This is a genomic window from Bartonella sp. AP150HLJHH (genome assembly GCF_042196385.1).
In the GTDB taxonomy this organism is placed as follows: Bacteria; Pseudomonadota; Alphaproteobacteria; order Rhizobiales; family Rhizobiaceae; genus Bartonella.
Map to the genome: position 1 here is coordinate 1 of NZ_JBHIQC010000001.1, position 17,553 is coordinate 17,553.

18 protein-coding genes are annotated in these 17,553 nt (G+C 38.4%); 10 read left to right on the forward strand and 8 right to left on the reverse strand.

What is annotated here, in order from left to right; all coding sequences use genetic code 11:
• Positions 1 to 90: 90 nt before the first annotated feature.
• From ACFING_RS00005 to ACFING_RS00030, 6 genes are all read left to right on the forward strand, one after another.
• Positions 91 to 234: a TrwH protein gene (locus ACFING_RS00005; protein WP_273790050.1), complete on the forward strand. Its 144-nt coding sequence runs from the start codon at positions 91 to 93 to the stop codon at positions 232 to 234.
• Positions 231 to 932, forward strand: coding sequence for a virB8 family protein (locus ACFING_RS00010; RefSeq protein ID WP_375606007.1), 702 nt, complete (start codon positions 231 to 233; stop codon positions 930 to 932). Before ACFING_RS00005 ends, ACFING_RS00010 begins: the two co-directional genes overlap by 4 nt.
• 13 nt (positions 933 to 945) lie before the next feature.
• A complete protein-coding gene (gene virB9, locus ACFING_RS00015; RefSeq protein WP_375606008.1) occupies positions 946 to 1,752 on the forward strand; it encodes a P-type conjugative transfer protein VirB9 in 807 nt (268 codons plus the stop codon).
• Entirely contained in the window at positions 1,752 to 2,909 is a 1,158-nt protein-coding gene (gene virB10 / locus ACFING_RS00020) for a type IV secretion system protein VirB10 (RefSeq protein ID WP_375629308.1), read from the forward strand. Before virB9 ends, virB10 begins: the two co-directional genes overlap by 1 nt.
• Positions 2,884 to 3,945 carry a P-type DNA transfer ATPase VirB11 gene (virB11, locus tag ACFING_RS00025; protein ID WP_375618302.1) on the forward strand — a complete coding sequence of 354 codons (1,062 nt, stop codon included), beginning with the start codon at positions 2,884 to 2,886 and terminating at the stop codon, positions 3,943 to 3,945. Before virB10 ends, virB11 begins: the two co-directional genes overlap by 26 nt.
• A gap of 1,159 nt (positions 3,946 to 5,104) precedes the next feature.
• Positions 5,105 to 5,380: a hypothetical protein gene (locus tag ACFING_RS00030; protein ID WP_375612248.1), complete on the forward strand. Its 276-nt coding sequence runs from the start codon at positions 5,105 to 5,107 to the stop codon at positions 5,378 to 5,380.
• Between the two features lie 1,888 nt (positions 5,381 to 7,268).
• Here ACFING_RS00030 and ACFING_RS00035 read toward each other — a convergent pair.
• From ACFING_RS00035 to rimM, 7 genes are all read right to left on the reverse strand, one after another.
• Positions 7,269 to 8,048 carry a succinate dehydrogenase iron-sulfur subunit gene (locus tag ACFING_RS00035; protein WP_005774220.1) on the reverse strand — a complete coding sequence of 260 codons (780 nt, stop codon included), beginning with the start codon at positions 8,046 to 8,048 and terminating at the stop codon, positions 7,269 to 7,271.
• A gap of 14 nt (positions 8,049 to 8,062) precedes the next feature.
• Positions 8,063 to 9,907: a succinate dehydrogenase flavoprotein subunit gene (gene sdhA / locus ACFING_RS00040; protein WP_375620955.1), complete on the reverse strand. Its 1,845-nt coding sequence runs from the start codon at positions 9,905 to 9,907 to the stop codon at positions 8,063 to 8,065.
• Positions 9,908 to 9,913: 6 nt separating this feature from the next.
• On the reverse strand, positions 9,914 to 10,300 hold the full coding sequence (gene sdhD, locus ACFING_RS00045; RefSeq protein WP_375612246.1) for a succinate dehydrogenase, hydrophobic membrane anchor protein: 387 nt from the start codon (positions 10,298 to 10,300) through the stop codon (positions 9,914 to 9,916).
• Positions 10,301 to 10,318: 18 nt separating this feature from the next.
• On the reverse strand, positions 10,319 to 10,720 hold the full coding sequence (gene sdhC / locus ACFING_RS00050; RefSeq protein ID WP_375620954.1) for a succinate dehydrogenase, cytochrome b556 subunit: 402 nt from the start codon (positions 10,718 to 10,720) through the stop codon (positions 10,319 to 10,321).
• 493 nt (positions 10,721 to 11,213) lie between these two features.
• Positions 11,214 to 11,654: a 50S ribosomal protein L19 gene (gene rplS, locus ACFING_RS00055; RefSeq protein WP_375612245.1), complete on the reverse strand. Its 441-nt coding sequence runs from the start codon at positions 11,652 to 11,654 to the stop codon at positions 11,214 to 11,216.
• 209 nt (positions 11,655 to 11,863) lie between these two features.
• Positions 11,864 to 12,562, reverse strand: a complete 699-nt coding sequence (gene trmD / locus ACFING_RS00060; protein ID WP_375612244.1) for a tRNA (guanosine(37)-N1)-methyltransferase TrmD — start codon at positions 12,560 to 12,562, stop codon at positions 11,864 to 11,866.
• A 284-nt stretch (positions 12,563 to 12,846) separates the two neighbouring features.
• Positions 12,847 to 13,404: a ribosome maturation factor RimM gene (rimM, locus tag ACFING_RS00065; protein WP_375618306.1), complete on the reverse strand. Its 558-nt coding sequence runs from the start codon at positions 13,402 to 13,404 to the stop codon at positions 12,847 to 12,849.
• Positions 13,405 to 13,535: 131 nt separating this feature from the next.
• On the opposite strand from rimM, the gene ACFING_RS00070 reads away from it, so the two are divergent.
• The gene (locus tag ACFING_RS00070) at positions 13,536 to 14,357 is read left to right on the forward strand and encodes a SapC family protein (RefSeq protein WP_375620953.1); all 822 of its coding nucleotides are present in this window, start codon (positions 13,536 to 13,538) and stop codon (positions 14,355 to 14,357) included.
• A gap of 3 nt (positions 14,358 to 14,360) precedes the next feature.
• Positions 14,361 to 15,329: a tyrosine recombinase XerC gene (locus tag ACFING_RS00075; RefSeq protein WP_375620952.1), complete on the forward strand. Its 969-nt coding sequence runs from the start codon at positions 14,361 to 14,363 to the stop codon at positions 15,327 to 15,329.
• A gap of 18 nt (positions 15,330 to 15,347) precedes the next feature.
• On the opposite strand, the gene ACFING_RS00080 is transcribed toward ACFING_RS00075, so the two are convergent.
• Positions 15,348 to 15,620 carry a BolA family protein gene (locus ACFING_RS00080; protein WP_375612716.1) on the reverse strand — a complete coding sequence of 91 codons (273 nt, stop codon included), beginning with the start codon at positions 15,618 to 15,620 and terminating at the stop codon, positions 15,348 to 15,350.
• A gap of 123 nt (positions 15,621 to 15,743) precedes the next feature.
• Between ACFING_RS00080 and ACFING_RS00085 the strand changes: the two genes are divergently transcribed.
• Positions 15,744 to 16,364, forward strand: coding sequence for a J domain-containing protein (locus ACFING_RS00085; RefSeq protein WP_375612239.1), 621 nt, complete (start codon positions 15,744 to 15,746; stop codon positions 16,362 to 16,364).
• A gap of 202 nt (positions 16,365 to 16,566) precedes the next feature.
• The gene (cobS, locus tag ACFING_RS00090; RefSeq protein WP_375612717.1) at positions 16,567 to 17,547 is read left to right on the forward strand and encodes a cobaltochelatase subunit CobS; all 981 of its coding nucleotides are present in this window, start codon (positions 16,567 to 16,569) and stop codon (positions 17,545 to 17,547) included.
• The last annotated feature ends 6 nt before the right edge of the window (positions 17,548 to 17,553 follow it).

The following is a 17,553-nucleotide window of genomic DNA, read 5'->3' on the forward strand; positions in this document are numbered from 1 at the left end:
CGTAAACTATACACTTTACTTTAGTGTCAAAATTATAATAATGACAACAAATATCAGAATGTGTATAACATTAAAAAGAGTCATGTTAAAATGAAGTCGATCATTCTTATAATTTTGATTGCAAACCTTTTATCGGCTTGTGCATTAGCACCAAAGCTAAAACAGCCCAATGACAGGAACCGCGTGCCTATTAATAAAACAATCCCTGCCGAAATCAAGCGAGGAGACAGATGAAAACAAAACAAGCAAAACCAGTGAAAGCCGAACAACTTAGAAGTTATTATGAAGAAAGCCGTGGCTTAGAACGTGATCTTATCAATGAATTTATAAGGTCGCGCAGAACGGCATGGCGTGTTGCGAGTACTGTGGGTCTTTTTGGCTTATTCGGTATGATATGTGGAGTTGTTGGATTTTCTCAACCAGCTCCAACTCCCTTAGTATTGCGCGTTGATAATACGACGGGTGCAGTTGATGTTATCTCAATCATGCGTGAACACGAAGAAAGCTATGGTGAAGTTGTAGATAGATATTGGCTAAATCAATATGTGCTTAACCGCGAAACTTACGACTACGATACTATTCAACTGAACTATGACACAACAGCACTTTTAAGTGCGGCATCTGTTCAACAAGAATATTATAAAATCTATGATGGAGAAAATGCACGGGACAAAGTGCTTTCCAACAAAGCACGTATTACAGTTAAAGTACGATCAATCCAGCCTAATGGACTCGGTCAAGCAACTGTACGTTTTACGACTCAGCAACTTGACAGCAACGGTGCTGCTACTGGACCAAAACAGCACCAAATTGCAACAATTGGTTACACCTATGTTGGTGCACCCATGAAATCATCTGATCGATTGCTTAACCCCCTTGGTTTTCAAGTAACAAGTTACCGTTCTGACCCAGAAATACTGTTGAATGATTAAGGAATTGATTGTTATGAAAAAACTTGCGTTCGTTGTTCTATTGTCTTCGTTTTCTTCTCTTTATACGGTACCTGTGCAGGCGCTCAAAAGTCCATCAAATTCACAATATGATCACCGCATTCGCTATATAACATATAACGAAGCCGATGTGGTTCAAATTGAAACAGTTCTTGGTGTGGCAACACATATTATTCTTGAAGAAGGTGAACAGTACATAACTCATGCCTTTGGTGATTCTGAAGCCTATGCCTTTGCTCATAAAGGGCGGCATATTTTTATTAAACCAAAAGCAGAACTTGCCAATACCAATCTCATCGTTGTAACCGACAAACGGAGTTATAAATTCCGACTACAATTTCGGAATGACCGTGCGGGATCAACATATGAATTGGCTTTCCATTATCCCGATTCAAACGATGAAAAGTCAGAAGAAAACAATCGACGCCTTGCGATTGAACGTGGTTTTCACCAAAGCGTCAACGGCTATAATCTCAGTTATACCATGAGTGGTCACCAAGATATTGCTCCGATAAATGCTTGGGACAATGGGCGTATTACTTACTTTAAATTTCCCGCTAACATGGATATGCCATCGATTTATGTCGTAGATGCTGAAGGTAATGAAAGCTTAATACCACGCACCGTTATCGGCAGTTCTAATGATATTATCGCCGTTCATAAGGTCAATCCTAAATGGCTTATACGGCTTGGTAAACGCGCTCTAGCTGTTTTTAATGAAGCCTATGACCCCAATGGCGTACCAAACACAACAGGGACAGTATCTTCGGTGGTTTATCGTATCAATAAAGGAGGAAAATGATGTTTGACAATAAGGAAGGAGAGGGAAAAGGTACAAAACTGGACAACGTCGAGCAAAAACACATTGAAGGTGCCTATGGAGGATCCGAACTAGGTTCTGAACGTCGTCCGACAATTCCAGGTACCCGTGCATTGTTAATGGTAGGACTTATTGTCATAGTAGCGATACCGATTGCCTTGACTTGGAAAGCTTTTAAAATGCGTAATACCGTGGAGGTTGAGGAAGAAAAACCACAACAAATAGTACAGCAAATTATACCAAACTATGTCCCTCGGATTATAGAAGAGCCAAAGATTGTAGAAGAAGCAGAAAAATCAACACAAACAGAAGATTCAAACTTGGATATTCCACCGGCCTTGAGTAAGCTTCTTCAAACAGCCATTCCTCCACATATGCTCCAAGATTCTGAAGAATTAGCACGCAAACGTATGCTCAGTTCTAGCCTTAACAACGGTGGTAGCGAAGGATCTACAGATACAAATAATAAAGCATCGAATAATGATAGAGGTAATGGCGTATTATTTGATAACCTTCAGCCTGTGCGTTTAGGTCAATCACATGCGATGCAACTTCGTAACCGTGACTTTTTGATTACACAAGGAACGCAAATAGATTGTACATTAGAAACAAAAATCATTACATCACAACCCGGAATGACGACGTGTCATTTAACACGCGATATTTATTCCACGAGTGGACGTGTTGTTTTGCTTGACCGTGGTTCTAAAGTCGTTGGTTTTTACCAAAGTGGCATACAACAAGGACAAACGCGCGTGTTTGTGCAATGGTTACGCATTGAAACGCCTTCTGGTGTTGTTGTCAATCTTGACTCACCAGGCACAGGTCCTCTGGGTGAAGCGGGTATTGGTGGCTGGGTTGACAGACATTTTTGGGAACGATTTGGTAGTGCAATTATGGTAAGCATTATCGGTGATTTAGGAGAATGGGTAAGAGGAAAAGTTGGTAAAAGCAGCAAAGAAAATAAAGATAACTCACAAAATAAAGGAGCTCAGAATGCTGAATCTATAGCAATCGATGTTCTTCAAAATTCCATCAATATCACACCAACACTTTACAAAAACCAAGGCGAACGAGTAAATATTTTTGTTGCTCGTGATCTGGATTTCAGCGATGTCTACAGTCTCGTCACACGTTAACCCGATACAAAAAGATCAAGCAGTTTTTCAGCTTCTGCAACCGCTTGATTGTTTTTTAGAAGATCCCACGATCACTGAATTATCGATTTGCCGCCCCTGTGAAGTATGGACGAAAAGCTTTAAGGGTTGGCAAGTACATAGCGTACCAGAGTTAACAACCACTTTTTTGCAAACGCTTATTACAGCTATTATCGTTTATAACGGTATGGCTCCCAGAAGTATTAATTATGTGCTCTTGCCTGGTGGACAACGTGGTACAATTATACAAACACCAGCTGTTGTTGATGGTGCTCTTTCCTTTGTAATTCGTAAACATTCTCTCATAGTTAAAACGTTAGAAGAACTCAAAGAAGAAGGGGCATTTGACGATTTTTCTGATGTAAGTTTTAATAAGCCTTCAGCAAAAGAAGCCAATAACTTGTTATCGAGGCAAGACTTCACACGGTTGGAACCATTTGAAGTTCAACTCTTACAAAGTAAACGTGAGGGAAAAATTCTTGAATTTTTGGAAGAATGCGTCCTTCACAAACGCAACATTATTATTGCAGGCAAAACAGGATCTGGTAAAACAACATTTGCTCGCTCTTTAATTGAAAAGGTCCCTGTAGAGGAGCGTATTATCACAATTGAAGATGTTCATGAGCTTTTTCTACCCAATCATCCCAATCATGTACATATGATTTATGGTAACAATGTAGGTCGTGTTTCAGCTGAAGAATGCCTAGATGCGTGTATGCGTCAGTCGCCTGACAGAATTTTTCTCGCTGAATTGCGAGGCAATGAAGCATGGGAATATCTCAATTCGCTCAACACTGGTCATCCCGGATCGATTACAACAACGCATGCTAACAGCGCTTTGCAGACATTTGAGCGATGTGCCACCTTGATTAAAAGATCAGAAATTGGCCGGCAACTCGAGTTAGAAATGATAAAAATCGTTCTCTATACAACAGTTGACGTAGTGTTGTTCTTTAAAGATAGAAAACTCTCTGAAGTCTTTTACGACCCGATTTTTGCTAAATCAAAAATCGCTTAAGGGGAGCTTCCTCTCTCGGTAATATGAAGCAAACAAAAATAGCCGTAACTAATTGTTACGGCTATTTATTTAACTTTTCCTATTCTCTTTGCTTCTCCGATGGATTTTCTACACTCTTCATGAAGAAAAAAGTTAATAGACAACAACTCTACGAGAAAACCAAATTATACATAAGGCTCTCTTTATTCTCTTGCCTTTGATCATTCTTTCCATTTACCTTTTGAAAAAGTATCTTTGATGCAAAAAAGAAAAAATAGCTGCAAAATAAATATTTAAACAAAAGAAAAGAATAAATTTTGATTCGCCTATCAATGAAAGCTTCGTAAAATAGGTACTTTCGATCATCACAAATAATTATCGTCATCAAGACCAAAACTTATCGTTTAAAAATTCTAAGCGCTATTTTCAAGTGATTAATAAATATGTTTTTTAACCAAACAATCTCCAAATACGGAAAACCTCATACGAAATAAATTATCATTTCGATTTAGCATCCATAAACTACATTCTATTTGGTAATAAAAAGTATAGTGGTATATAGACGTCTTCTTCGGACGAAGAAAGATTCTTAACCTCCAATTGTTCGTAAACAACCAAATTTCTCTTAAGCAAGCTTTGCTAACCATATCACGTGGCTTATGTCCCTCTCCTAAAGACGATATCCATAGATTCCATAAGGTAAGCTCTACTCTGAATATTCCTGCTCTCTTCTCTGCACCACAAAAAGCAAAAATTCCTAAAAGAACAGATCTACAATCACTCTTCTTAAGATGCATCACATTGTCTTATAAAGAGTGTTCATTATTTTGCGTGTTGGATAAGAGATCTTAGTACCGTAGGATTCTCTCATTTCAAAGCTGTTTATTAACCAAAACCATGTCTCTTGCACATTATAAGTAAATAAAGCCGTATAGAATGAAACTGTACAAAAAAGCACTAAAAATGCCTTTTATAAACCATCCAAAATGCCAAAAATTGTCACAACATTGGGAGTTTGCAAAGTGTCTAATGGCGCCCAACTTGCTCTTTTATGAAGTGTAAAAATGGAGATGCTCTATAAATTTTATATTATTCATCGGGGCTTTACCATTATACCATCCACGAGCTCTGTAGTGAAATAAGCTTAGGCACCTTAAAGAAAGGTTTCTTAAAAACAAGCTTGCAAATTGACAAGCAAAGTGTATTTGGCTCGGGGCGTTCTGTTTTACATAAGGGTTTTGATCTTATTAAAGAACGAGAGAAACAAAAGCGTGAAGCAATGCGTAATCTCTATTATTTAAAAGACATTACTCTAGATGCTTTTGAAAGTCGTAAAGCAGAATTAAAAAATGATGCTAAAAATGGAAACTGGTTTGCACCTTTACAGCTTCATATTCTCCTCAAATTAGGCGGCTGTATAGCAACTTTCAAAGATTACGCCAACAGAGATACATAATACTCTTAACTCCCATTTGATAAGTAAAAGCTGCAACAGCAAAAGCTCTTTTAGAAAAACAACGCCATAAAGTCATTAATCAACCGGCAATGAATTGGAGAAATGTTCCAGATTTTTATCAAACACTCTGCAAAGCAACAATAATGATACAACTGGCTTTGCGTCTGCTTATTCTTACAGGTGTTCGTACCCATCTCTTGCATCAATTCGTGAAGATCAGATTGAAGAGGATATATGGACAACTCTTGGCTCGAAAATACGAACGGTCTGCGTGATACTACAGGAGATTTCGCATGTCACTATGATCACAAATATTAAAAATTTTAAAACAAGCACGCTTGTTTTTTCGCAATGATTTCTGTTTTCTGTAACCGGTCGTAGTCCTTATTAAGGTGAATTTCCTATCACAATATATAAGAGAGGTTAGGTTAAAAACCTGTCCACGTAGATTTCGCTCTAGTTTACGTAATTGGCTAACAGACTCCACCTATCACACCTCAAAGGACGAAGCCTCTTAACACGCCACTGATCTGCAAACAATCCGCCCCCTCACCTAGCAGATTTCACCTTCTAACCACTCTAATTACCACATCCTAAATAAGATAGTGTTTTACAGCACAACAGAATAAATACCAAAACAATGGCTGATTATACCGTTAATACTTGGACACCTCTCTTTCATGTTAAGAAATATCTTTATGCTAAAAAATAAAATAAAAAACACTTTTACCGCTTAAATAACTTTCTTCAGCATATATACAAGAAAAAATGAAATCCCCTAACATTATAAATAAGACCTAAACCTAGAAATCTCTATTTTTTATAGATAAAAACATATAAAATAAAAACCTACGAAACTCATAAAAATACAACATGTTTTCTTTGATGATTGAATTCATTCAACTCAAACGAACCTATAAACATCCCTATTCCACATTCGCAACATGTGTTCTTAGAATTCTCACTAGTGTTTTCTAAATTTTTAGAAAAAACTATAAATTTGATATTTTTTAAAAACGTCTTATTTGCTCTTTAGTGAATTTAAATCTATGATGTTACAATATTTTTAAATTACTACCCCCTTAACTATATATCTATCTCTACAATAGAGAGGGATTTTACGTTCTCCATTTTTTAAGAACTATAAATTTTGCTTTTTAATGCGATTAACAATCCAATCTTTAAAACAAAAAATATGACCTTTATATATATAATGATATTATCAAAAATTCCTAATCCTTGAATATTAGCAATGTTTTCGATATTACAATAAATGTGTCGTAAAATGACGAATTGTCATAATGATCACTCCTTTGTATTTCATTTAGATAATTTACATGCGTTATAATATTTGTATCAGCATTTATTTTTTGTGCTCTATTTATACAGAGTAATCATTTTTTATAAAAAATGATTACTTGAATCTGCATCAAATTATAAATTATGATGCGAATTTAATAAAAATAAAAACACATGGCATATTGATTTTATTGTTTTTACATAGAACGCTATTTAAAGTATAGTTTACTCGAAAGACTAATGCCTTTTAAAGGCAATAATAACTATACTAACCGCCTCATAGAAGCCAATAAATTTTTAGATATTAAGCCTCAAAGAGGCACAAAAACACGCACAATTTTCTATTTTTCTTTTTACTGTTCGTTAATCGGTCAATTTTCAAAGATAATATTCAACTATGAGTTTTCTGCTCAGCCATTGCAAGGATTGCTTCTACAAGGATTGCTTAAATTTTTAGGGATTACTTCACTTTTAGAATGATTATAGCTACTGCGCCCCCATAAGCAGCCGATCTTCTTTTAGAGATTTAATTGCTAAAAGGAGATACAATTTTCCACCTTGCGCTTTATTTTGATCAATCAGTAAATTTTCAGAGGCGGCGTTCAACCATGAGTTTTTTAATTTCAGCAATTGCTTTCGCTGGATTTAATCCCTTTGGACAAGTTTGCGCACAATTCATAATCGTATGGCAACGATAAAGGCGGAAAGGATCTTCTAAATTATCAAGACGTTCACCACACATCTCATCACGTGAATCCGCAATCCAGCGATAAGCTTGAAGCAAAACAGCGGGCCCCAAATAACGATCACCGTTCCACCAATAACTTGGACATGAAGTCTGACAACACGCACACAAAATACATTCATAAAGGCCATCGATTTTTTGGCGATCGGAGTGACTTTGTAACCATTCTTTTGCAGGTTCAGGAGAAACTGTTTGCAACCAAGGCTCAATGACTCGGTGTTGTGCATAAAAACGCTTTAAATCAGGAACCAAATCTTTAACAACCGGCATGGAAGGCAACGGATAGACCTTAATGGGATGTTTTACATCATCCATCCCTTTGGTACAAGCTAATGTATTGGTTCCATCAATATTCATCGCACATGAACCACAGATACCTTCACGGCATGATCGACGAAGTGTCAAAGTTGGATCAATATGGTTTTTAATAAACAAAAGCCCATCAAGAATCATAGGACCACAAGCAGAACGATCCACATAATAAGTATCTAAATGAGGATTTTCCTCATCATCAGGCGACCAACGATACACGTGAAATTCCGTCAGCTTTGTAGCGCCTTCAGGTTTAGGCCAAACCTTTCCCGGTTTTACTTGAGAATTTTTGGGAAGCTTAATTTGTACCATATTTTATTCTCCCCTTAATAAACCCGTTTTTTAGGTGCAATGCGCTTTAAATCGATCCCACCATCAGCTTCAGATGTTAACGGGTCCACATGGACAGGTCGATATGATAATGTCACCTTACCCTCTTTTGACAAATGTGAAATCGTATGTTTACGCCAGTTTTTATCATCACGCTCTGGATAATCTTCACGAGCGTGAGCACCACGGCTTTCTGAACGTGCTTCGGCAGAATGAACAGTCATGATTGCATTCGCCATAAGATTTTCAAGCTCTAATGTTTCAACCAAATCAGAATTCCATATCAGAGAACGATCTGTGACTTTGAGATCCGACAATTCCCCCCAGATTTTATTCATCCGTTGACATCCCTGTTTCAAAGAATCTTCTGTACGGAAGACTGCTGCGTCTTCTTGCATCGTGCGTTGCATTTTTTCACGCAATACAGCTGTTGGTATTGCCCCTTGTGCAAAACGTAAACGATCAAAACGCGCTATAATTTCGTCAACAGCTTCTTCATTGATGGGTGGAATTTCTGCATTCCGATCAATAACTTCACCCGCGCGAATGGCAGCAGCACGACCAAACACCACAAGATCAATTAATGAATTTGACCCCAAGCGGTTAGCACCATGAACAGAAGCACATCCTGCTTCTCCTACCGCCATCAGCCCTGGTTGAATACGATCAGGCGAATCAGCCGTTGGATTGAGAACTTCCCCGTAGTAATTGGTAGGAATCCCACCCATATTATAATGAACCGTTGGCAAGATGGGGATAGGCTCTTTTGTTACATCCACCCCTGCAAATATCCGTGCTGATTCTGAAATCCCTGGTAACCGCTCATGCAAGATTGCAGGATCAATATGATTGAGAACCAAATGAATATGGTCCTTCTTAGGTCCAACGCCACGTCCTTCACGAATTTCAAGTGTGATACAACGTGAAACCAAATCACGTGAAGCCAAATCCTTAAAGGAAGGTGCATAGCGCTCCATAAAGCGTTCACCTTCAGAATTGATTAAATAGCCTCCTTCACCACGAGCTCCTTCTGTAATTAAGCAGCCAGAACCGTAAATCCCTGTCGGATGGAATTGCACAAACTCCATATCCTGAAGTGGCAATCCAGCACGTGCGATCATTCCACCACCATCACCCGTACAGGTATGCGCCGATGTCGCAGAAAAATAAGCGCGTCCATAACCACCGGTTGCAAGAACAACCATTTTGGCAGAAAAACGATGTATTGTACCATCATCGAGATTCCATGCCACAACCCCCGTACAAACCCCATCCGTCATGATGAGATCGAGTGCAAAATATTCAATAAAAAATTGCGCATTATGCTTTAAGCTTTGTCCATAAAGCGTATGCAAAATGGCATGGCCTGTACGGTCAGCTGCTGCGCAAGTACGCTGAACAGGTGGACCTTCACCAAATTGTGTCGTATGTCCACCAAAAGGACGCTGATAAATTTTGCCTTCTTGCGTTCGCGAAAAAGGAACGCCATAATGTTCTAATTCATACACAGCAGCAGGAGCATTACGCACCAAATATTCCATTGCATCGGTATCGCCCAACCAATCAGAACCTTTCACGGTATCATATAAATGCCACTGCCAATTGTCAGGTCCCATATTTGAAAGCGATGCAGCAATTCCCCCTTGTGCTGCAACCGTATGTGAGCGCGTTGGAAAAACCTTCGTAATACAAGCTGTCTTTAATCCTTGTTCTGCCATACCCAGTGTCGCACGTAATCCTGCACCACCTGCCCCAACAACAACAACATCAAATTTATGATCCACAGTGCGATAAGGGGCGTTACCTGCTTTAGCACCCAGAGATGATCCTGTACCCGCCATACTTGTTTAACCCCCTAATGCAATTTTCAAAAGAGAAAAAATAATGATACCACCTATGAGAAAACAAAATAAAATATTTAACGTCAAAAAGAATATCCGAAAACCTTCACGTGGAATATAATCTTCAATCACCACCTGCATACCAAGTTTCATATGATAAAGGACCGAAAAAGTCATCAATCCCATCAAAATAGCAACAATAGGATGTGCAAGTCTTGCACGCACAATACTATAATCCTTGCCCACAAGCGAAAGAATAAGAACAATAAAAAATATCAAAAGTGGTAGATTGATAAACCCCGTCAAACGTTCTAGCCAAAAATGCTCTGTTCCTTCATGAGCACTGCCACGCCCCCGTACTTTTCCAAGTTCCGTTCGAAAATCTTTTTTCATGTCTCTTTTCACCCCCAGCTAAACAACGGTATATCCAATAATCCAAATCGCAAAAGTAACAATAAGAGAAATAAACACTGTCGCCCAAGCAGTGACTGTTGCCTTTTCTTTTGCCAAAAGGCAAGGCTTCAGATCCCAAACAATGTGGCGAACACCACCAACCATGTGATGAACCCCTGCCAAAGTATAAAGAAACAAAATACACAATCCAAACCAAGAACTATAAATTTCGTAAACTGTTTTAAATGTCTCCTCGCCACACGCAATAGCAATTAACCAAACAGCAAGAAAAACCGTTCCAACATAAAGCGCCATACCCGTAATTCGGTGTGCAATGGACATGGCCATAGTAATTGTCCAACGATAAATACTTATATGAGGGGAACGAGGGCGCTCTTTTATCCTAGTTGTCTCTATCATAAAATATCCTGACCTGGTTTATCATAAAATATCCTGACCTGGTTTTTGCAACCGCAATGAACGAGAAAGTCGCGCAAAACGACTAAACATACTCTCTCGTTTTTACTTGTTTGGCATCTCAAGATACCGATATTACAGGTCGGTTGTCTCAAATAACGGATTAAAGGTCACGCATAAAAAACCGATTACTCCCTGGATATGATCCGCAAAACTCGCCTTAATCTAATACACTTTTATCTTCACGTCAAAGGTCTAAAATCGTTTCCAAATATAAACAGACATTTTTTCAGATTAAACTTATCCTTTTGAGTATTCACGATATATGCAATAGTCTCTTAAACTGCACCCATAATTAAGAATAAAAAGAGGAAAAATTGATAGATTGAACATTTTTATGTCCACTCCAAGCCTTTTAAAAGGCAAAACGAATCAAGAAAGACACAAATAAGCGGCATAAAAGCCGCTTTTGCATAAAGTTTAGCCGATATAATCTTTACTCAGAAACTTGCTTTTCAACATCTGTGCTGACAGATGCTGCTTCTACTTTCTCAACAACCTTTTCAGCTTTTTTCCGATAATCTCTCTTTTCAGCGATACGTGCAGCTTTACCTCTCAAGCCACGTAGATAATAGAGTTTTGCACGGCGCACTTTACCACGGCGCACCAGCTCAACACCTTCAATCAAAGGAGAATAAACAGGAAATACCCTCTCCACCCCTTCACCATAAGAAATCTTGCGTACTGTAAAGGTCTCATTCAACCCACCACCTGAACGCGCAATACAGACACCTTCATAAGCCTGAACACGCGTCCGTGTACCTTCTGTCACACGCACCATAACACGGACTGTATCTCCTGGCTGAAATGCTGGAAATTGGCGCTTTTCTTCAATTTTTGCACATTGTTCAGCTTCAAGCTGTGCGATAATATTCATTTCTTTTATCCTTCATGTTCTTTATCGAACAGTCAGAGCGCTCAACTCTTACCAAAAAAGCCTTTATTAAGAATAAGGAGCTCTTTAGGCTATGTCTTACACAGGAGCGAATACACCATTCCTTCATTTTAATTTTGGAACTACAGAAAACCTTTTATAAAAAACTCTCTAAAAAGAGAGCCATGCAATACACCACCTTATCATATGAATCAAGTTTTCTGATGATTTTTATTATAACGTGCATAAAGATCAGGGCGACGTTGACGTGTTAACAATTCGGCTTGGCTTTGACGCCAATCTGCGATCGCTTTGTGATGACCTGAGAGCAATACAGGCGGAATACCCCGCCCTTCGAAAAGAGAAGGGCGGGTATATTGCGGATGTTCCAGCAAGTCATTTTCAAAACTTTCACACCTTGCAGAAGCTGCATTCCCCATCACTCCAGGCAGAAGACGTATAATAGCATCTAAGATAACCAATGCAGCTGTTTCACCCCCTGAAAGAATATAATCACCAATAGAAACTTCTTCTAATTCTCGTGCTTCTATGACTCGCTCATCAACCCCTTCAAAACGTCCACAAACTAACGTTACACCCGTATCACGAGCCAAGCTATGCGCGTAAGCTTGGTCAAAAGGGCGTCCACGTGGACTCATCAACAATCTTGGCGAATCCTGTGGACAGCAATCAAGAGCAGCCGCCAATACATCCGCCCGCATTACCATACCAGCTCCCCCACCAGCAGGTTTATCATCAACGCTATGGTGTTTGTCTAAAGCAAAATCCCTAATCTGTACCGTCTCCAGTGACCAAATTCCACGCTCTAAAGCTTGCCCTGCTAAAGAATACCCTAAAAAACCAGGAAACATTTCAGGATAAAGGGTTAAAACGCGCGCCTGAAATTTCATTTTATTTCTTATCCTTATTTTCTTAAACAGACTCTTAATAGCAAAAATAGCACAAACAAGACTTTTAACGCTATAGCGTTAATCTAAGTCTTCTTGATCTGCGCCATATTCAATACGATCCTTCTAAATACTTGCACTAAAAAAGACTCTAAAAATTCAGGACTATTTCGAGATAAAGTGCTTACAATATCTGCTCAAAAGAGCATTTTTAATATTTTCACACATTCCACTTTTTATTGACGAAATTCATCTGTTGTTTTTTACCTTCATCTTTATTTTTAGATTCAAGCTATTTCCTTTTTATCATTGTCTCCCCCATCAATTAAACCAGCGGCCATGGGATCAACAACAAGAAAACCAGAATCCATACAAATTTCTGGTACCGCCGCCTTACTAAAGGGAATAAGAACTCTTTTACCTGTATTCAAACGTATTTCAAGCAAATCACCAGCCCCGAAATTAAAAAAACCACACACTTCACCTAAGATTTTCCCCCCACAATCTTGGACACACAAGCCTATTAAATCGACTTGATAAAACTCATCCTCCATCAAATCATCAATTAATTGATCACGCGTCACATAAAGGCGAATACCTTTTAAAGACTCAGCCGCATTACGATTTTCTACCCCTTTAAAACGTACAATCGCCTTATTTTTTTGTATGCGAAGAGTTACAATTTCATAAGAACGCCCCATATCATCATAAAGAGTGCTGTAAAACTTGAAACGCTGTGGCTCAGCACTTAGAATTTTAACAAAAACATCTCCCTTTATACCATGAGGCATACCAATAATGGCAAGATAGACTTTATTTTTAAGCTTTTCTTTATTATACTTCATGCAAAAATATTATCTCTCAAAAATGAACCCTTCAATCTTATAGTTTTCTATTCAATCTTGTTGCCATATGAGACAATCTTCTAAAAGACCTTTCTTGGTAACAAAAACAAATTAATAAAGGAGAAAGTCTTATGGCAAATATTATGCTATTTTACAAAGATATCACACCAATCAACAAAATTTCCCATAAAAATCTAAAATTTGCTCCTCCAAGTGATATGTCTTTTGCCAAGGATACTCATTGGGTTCCTTTAGCAAGTACTGAATATTTTCAAGCAGCGCTAGACTATCCTATTTTATTTATGTGCGCTGAAGATGAACAAAAAAAACGGCACTACACATCCGCAGCTCTTGTCGGTCTTTCTAATGACGAAAATGACTATATCGCTTCTGATAAAAGTTGGAAAAACAATACTTATGTTCCAGCTTTTGTCCGTCGCTATCCTTTTGTTTTGGCACAAATTAGCAATGAAAAAGAACTTTCTGTCTGCTTTGATCAACAGTCCGGTATGTTTAATGAAGTTGCAGGAACAGAACTTTTTAATTCCGATGGCTCTATTTCTCCTTTTATGGAAGAACGTATTCGCTTTCTTGAAAGTTTTAAAATCGCTATGGAGAAAACCTCTGAGTTTATTGATGCTCTTGTAGAAATGGATCTCCTAAGCCAAAAATCCATCAATGTGAAAAACGATAAAGGTCTCTCAGCGCAATTGGAACATTTTTGGGTTGTTGATGAAGAAAAATTGAATAAATTATCAGCAAGCCAACTTGCCAAACTTCATAAAAATGGCTTTTTAGGATTAATTTTTGCGCATTTGATGTCAACACACAATCTTGTGAAAATACTCTCTCTCAAAGGTGAAAAGCAACTTATCAATCGTGAAGAGCAACCCCAAAACAAGAATGGTCATTCTAACGATGAAAAATCTAAAAAGAAAGAAACTCTCAACTAGATAATGCCCATCAAAAACGACAAGAGAAAAGATGAAAACATTCCTCTCATTCCAGCAGACCATGCAATTTTAAACGCAAGGAAAAATTGGTTAGAGTGTCTTACCCAAACACGTCGTATGTCAGCACAAACAGTGCAAGCCTATGAACGTGATACGCGGCAATTTTTGTCTTTTCTCTGTCAACACTTAAGCCATACACCAACTCTTACAGATCTTGCTCATTTACGCGTTAGTGACTTGCGTGCTTATCTTGCTTATCGGCGAACAAATAATGTAAGTGCTCGTTCTTTAAGCCGCGGAGTAGCAGGCATCCGTTCTTTTTTCAAATACTTATCACGTGAAGGAATCGTCAATGTTCCCGCAGCTCAACTTATCCGAAGCCCCAAACACCCCAAATTGCTCCCAAAACCTTTAGCGATAAAATCAGCACTTCACATAGTCAAACAAGAAAATCAACTGGAAAATGAACCTTGGATTACCGCGCGTAATGCTGCTGTCCTCATGCTTCTTTATGGCTGTGGAATGCGAATATCAGAAGCCTTAAGCCTCACACCAGAACAATTTTCTGATCCTGAAAAAACAAGTTTATTTATAACAGGAAAAGGCGGCAAAACACGCCTTGTTCCTCTCATCAAAATTGTTTACGAAGCTGTACAAAATTATCTCAAATGTTGCCCATATCCTTTATTGGATAACCAACCCATATTTCGTGGGGCGCGAGGCGGTCCCCTACAGCCCGCCATTATTCAGAAAACTGTACGCAACTTACGAACAAGCCTTGGTTTACCAGAAACTGCAACGCCTCATACACTGCGCCATTCTTTTGCCACCCATCTTTTATCACGGGGGGGAGATTTGCGCACGATTCAAGAACTTCTTGGGCACGCTAGTCTTTCCACCACACAAATCTATACCCACGTCGATACAGACCATTTGTTAAAAATCTATCAAAAGGCCCATCCCCGTTCCTAAAAACGTCTCATCAAAAAATTAGAGTGTTTCAACCTCAAGTGCCAAAGCATGAACACAAGTAGCTAACTCTTCTTGTAAAACTTTATAAATCGCTCGATGTATTTCTACGCGTGTCATATTAGAAAAAGAAGAAGATAAAATTTTCACTCGAAAATGTGTTTCTCCTTTACCATCAAAAGCATGTTCATTATGAGGATGCCCCTCATGAAGATGACTTTCGTTAATCACTTCAAGCTTTTGCGGATGAAAAGCATCCTGAAGCTTTCTCTGAATTATTGTTTCTATAAACATTTTTCATTCCTCAAACAAAATGAACGTGCAAAAATAACCTTTTTCATAATAGAATAAGTGTGAAAACAAATTTTTCAAAAGTCAATTCTTGTAAAATTAATCAATTTTGCATAAACCAATAATATGACAATAACATCTAAATTATTCGATTCAATTCGCATAAGCTCAAATAAAAAACAAAAAGCTGAGCCAGAAGCACAACAGTGTCAGTGGGAAGGTTGTGAAAAAACAGGGTCCCATAAAGCACCAGCAGGTCGAAATCACGAAGGACAATATTTATATTTTTGTATTGAACACGTACGCGCCTACAATAAAAATTTTAATTACTTCTCTGGTCTTAGCAATAAAGATATCGCAAAATTTCAAAAGGATGCTCTCACAGGACATCGTCCGACATGGCCTACAGATCTGAGCAATGGTACATCGAAAAAAACAGCCGCGAATTATGCAAAGATTCGCTCTGGAACAGCTGCCTATCAAAATCGCATGCGCGATCCCTTCACGCTTTTTACTGGGCAGCATTCAAACAATAAGTTCTCACGAAAATTAAAGCCCTTAGAAGCAAAAGCTTTTGATACACTGGGACTACAGGCAAACGCTTCAGCAGAAGACATCAAAATGAAATATAAAGAGTTGGTAAAAAAGCACCATCCTGATTCCAATGGTGGTAATCGTGCTTCAGAAGAGCGCTTTCGTGATGTTTTACATGCTTACAATTTGCTAAAAAAGTCTGGTTTGTGCTGAAAACATGCGCTTATATGAGTCTATTTTCATTTAGACCATCATTATTTGCGCAAAATGTTACTTTTTTTGCAAAACATTATAGAATACGTAAAAAAATCTTTCTTCAATATCTAAGGCTCTCATTATAGAGCATTGCATAAATACTTTAACTCTTGTATCGTTTCTAATGAATAAATAGCGTCCTCTCCCTTCCAGAAACATAATGACAAATCTTACCGTTGAAAATTTGCCCGATATTACACTTTGTGCTCGCGATCTATTTCATATTGAAACAGATCTGAAAGTCCCTGCTTTTAGCACAAAAAGTCCCCATGTTCCTGATATCGATCCTGATTATCTTTTTGATCAGCAAACAACTTTAGCGATTCTCGCAGGTTTTACCTTTAACCGCCGTGTAATGGTTTCTGGCTATCACGGTACAGGGAAATCAACGCATATTGAACAAGTTGCTGCACGTCTTAACTGGCCTTGTCTTCGCATTAATCTCGATAGTCATGTAAGTCGTATCGATCTTGTAGGAAAAGATGCTATCGTTTTAAAAGATGGCTTACAAATCACTGAATTTAAAGAGGGCATTTTGCCATGGGCTTATCAAAATAATATTGCTCTTGTTTTCGACGAATATGATGCGGGGCGTCCCGATGTTATGTTTGTCATCCAACGCGTTCTTGAAACCTCTGGAAAACTAAGCTTACTTGATCAAAGCCGTGTCATCTCTCCACACCCAGCATTTCGTCTTTTTGCAACAGCAAACACCATTGGTCTTGGTGATACAACCGGTCTCTATCATGGTACCCAACAGATCAATCAAGCTCAAATGGACCGCTGGTCTATTGTTACGATACTCAATTATTTACCCCATGATAAAGAGGTTAATATCATTTGTTCAAAGGTCAAATCTTTTCAAACGGCTGAGGGAAAAAAGACAATTTCACAAATGGTTCATGTTGCTGATATGGTACGCCAATCTTTTATCAATGGAGATCTTTCAACTGTCATGAGTCCACGTACCGTCATTACTTGGGCAGAAAATACAACAATTTTTCAAGATGTCGGCTTTGCCTTCCGATTAACCTTTCTCAATAAATGTGATGAACTCGAACGTGCCACTGTTGCAGAATTTTATCAACGCGCCTTTGGACAAGAGCTTCCCGAATCACTCATTCATGGTGTTTCGCCTTAAGGAATC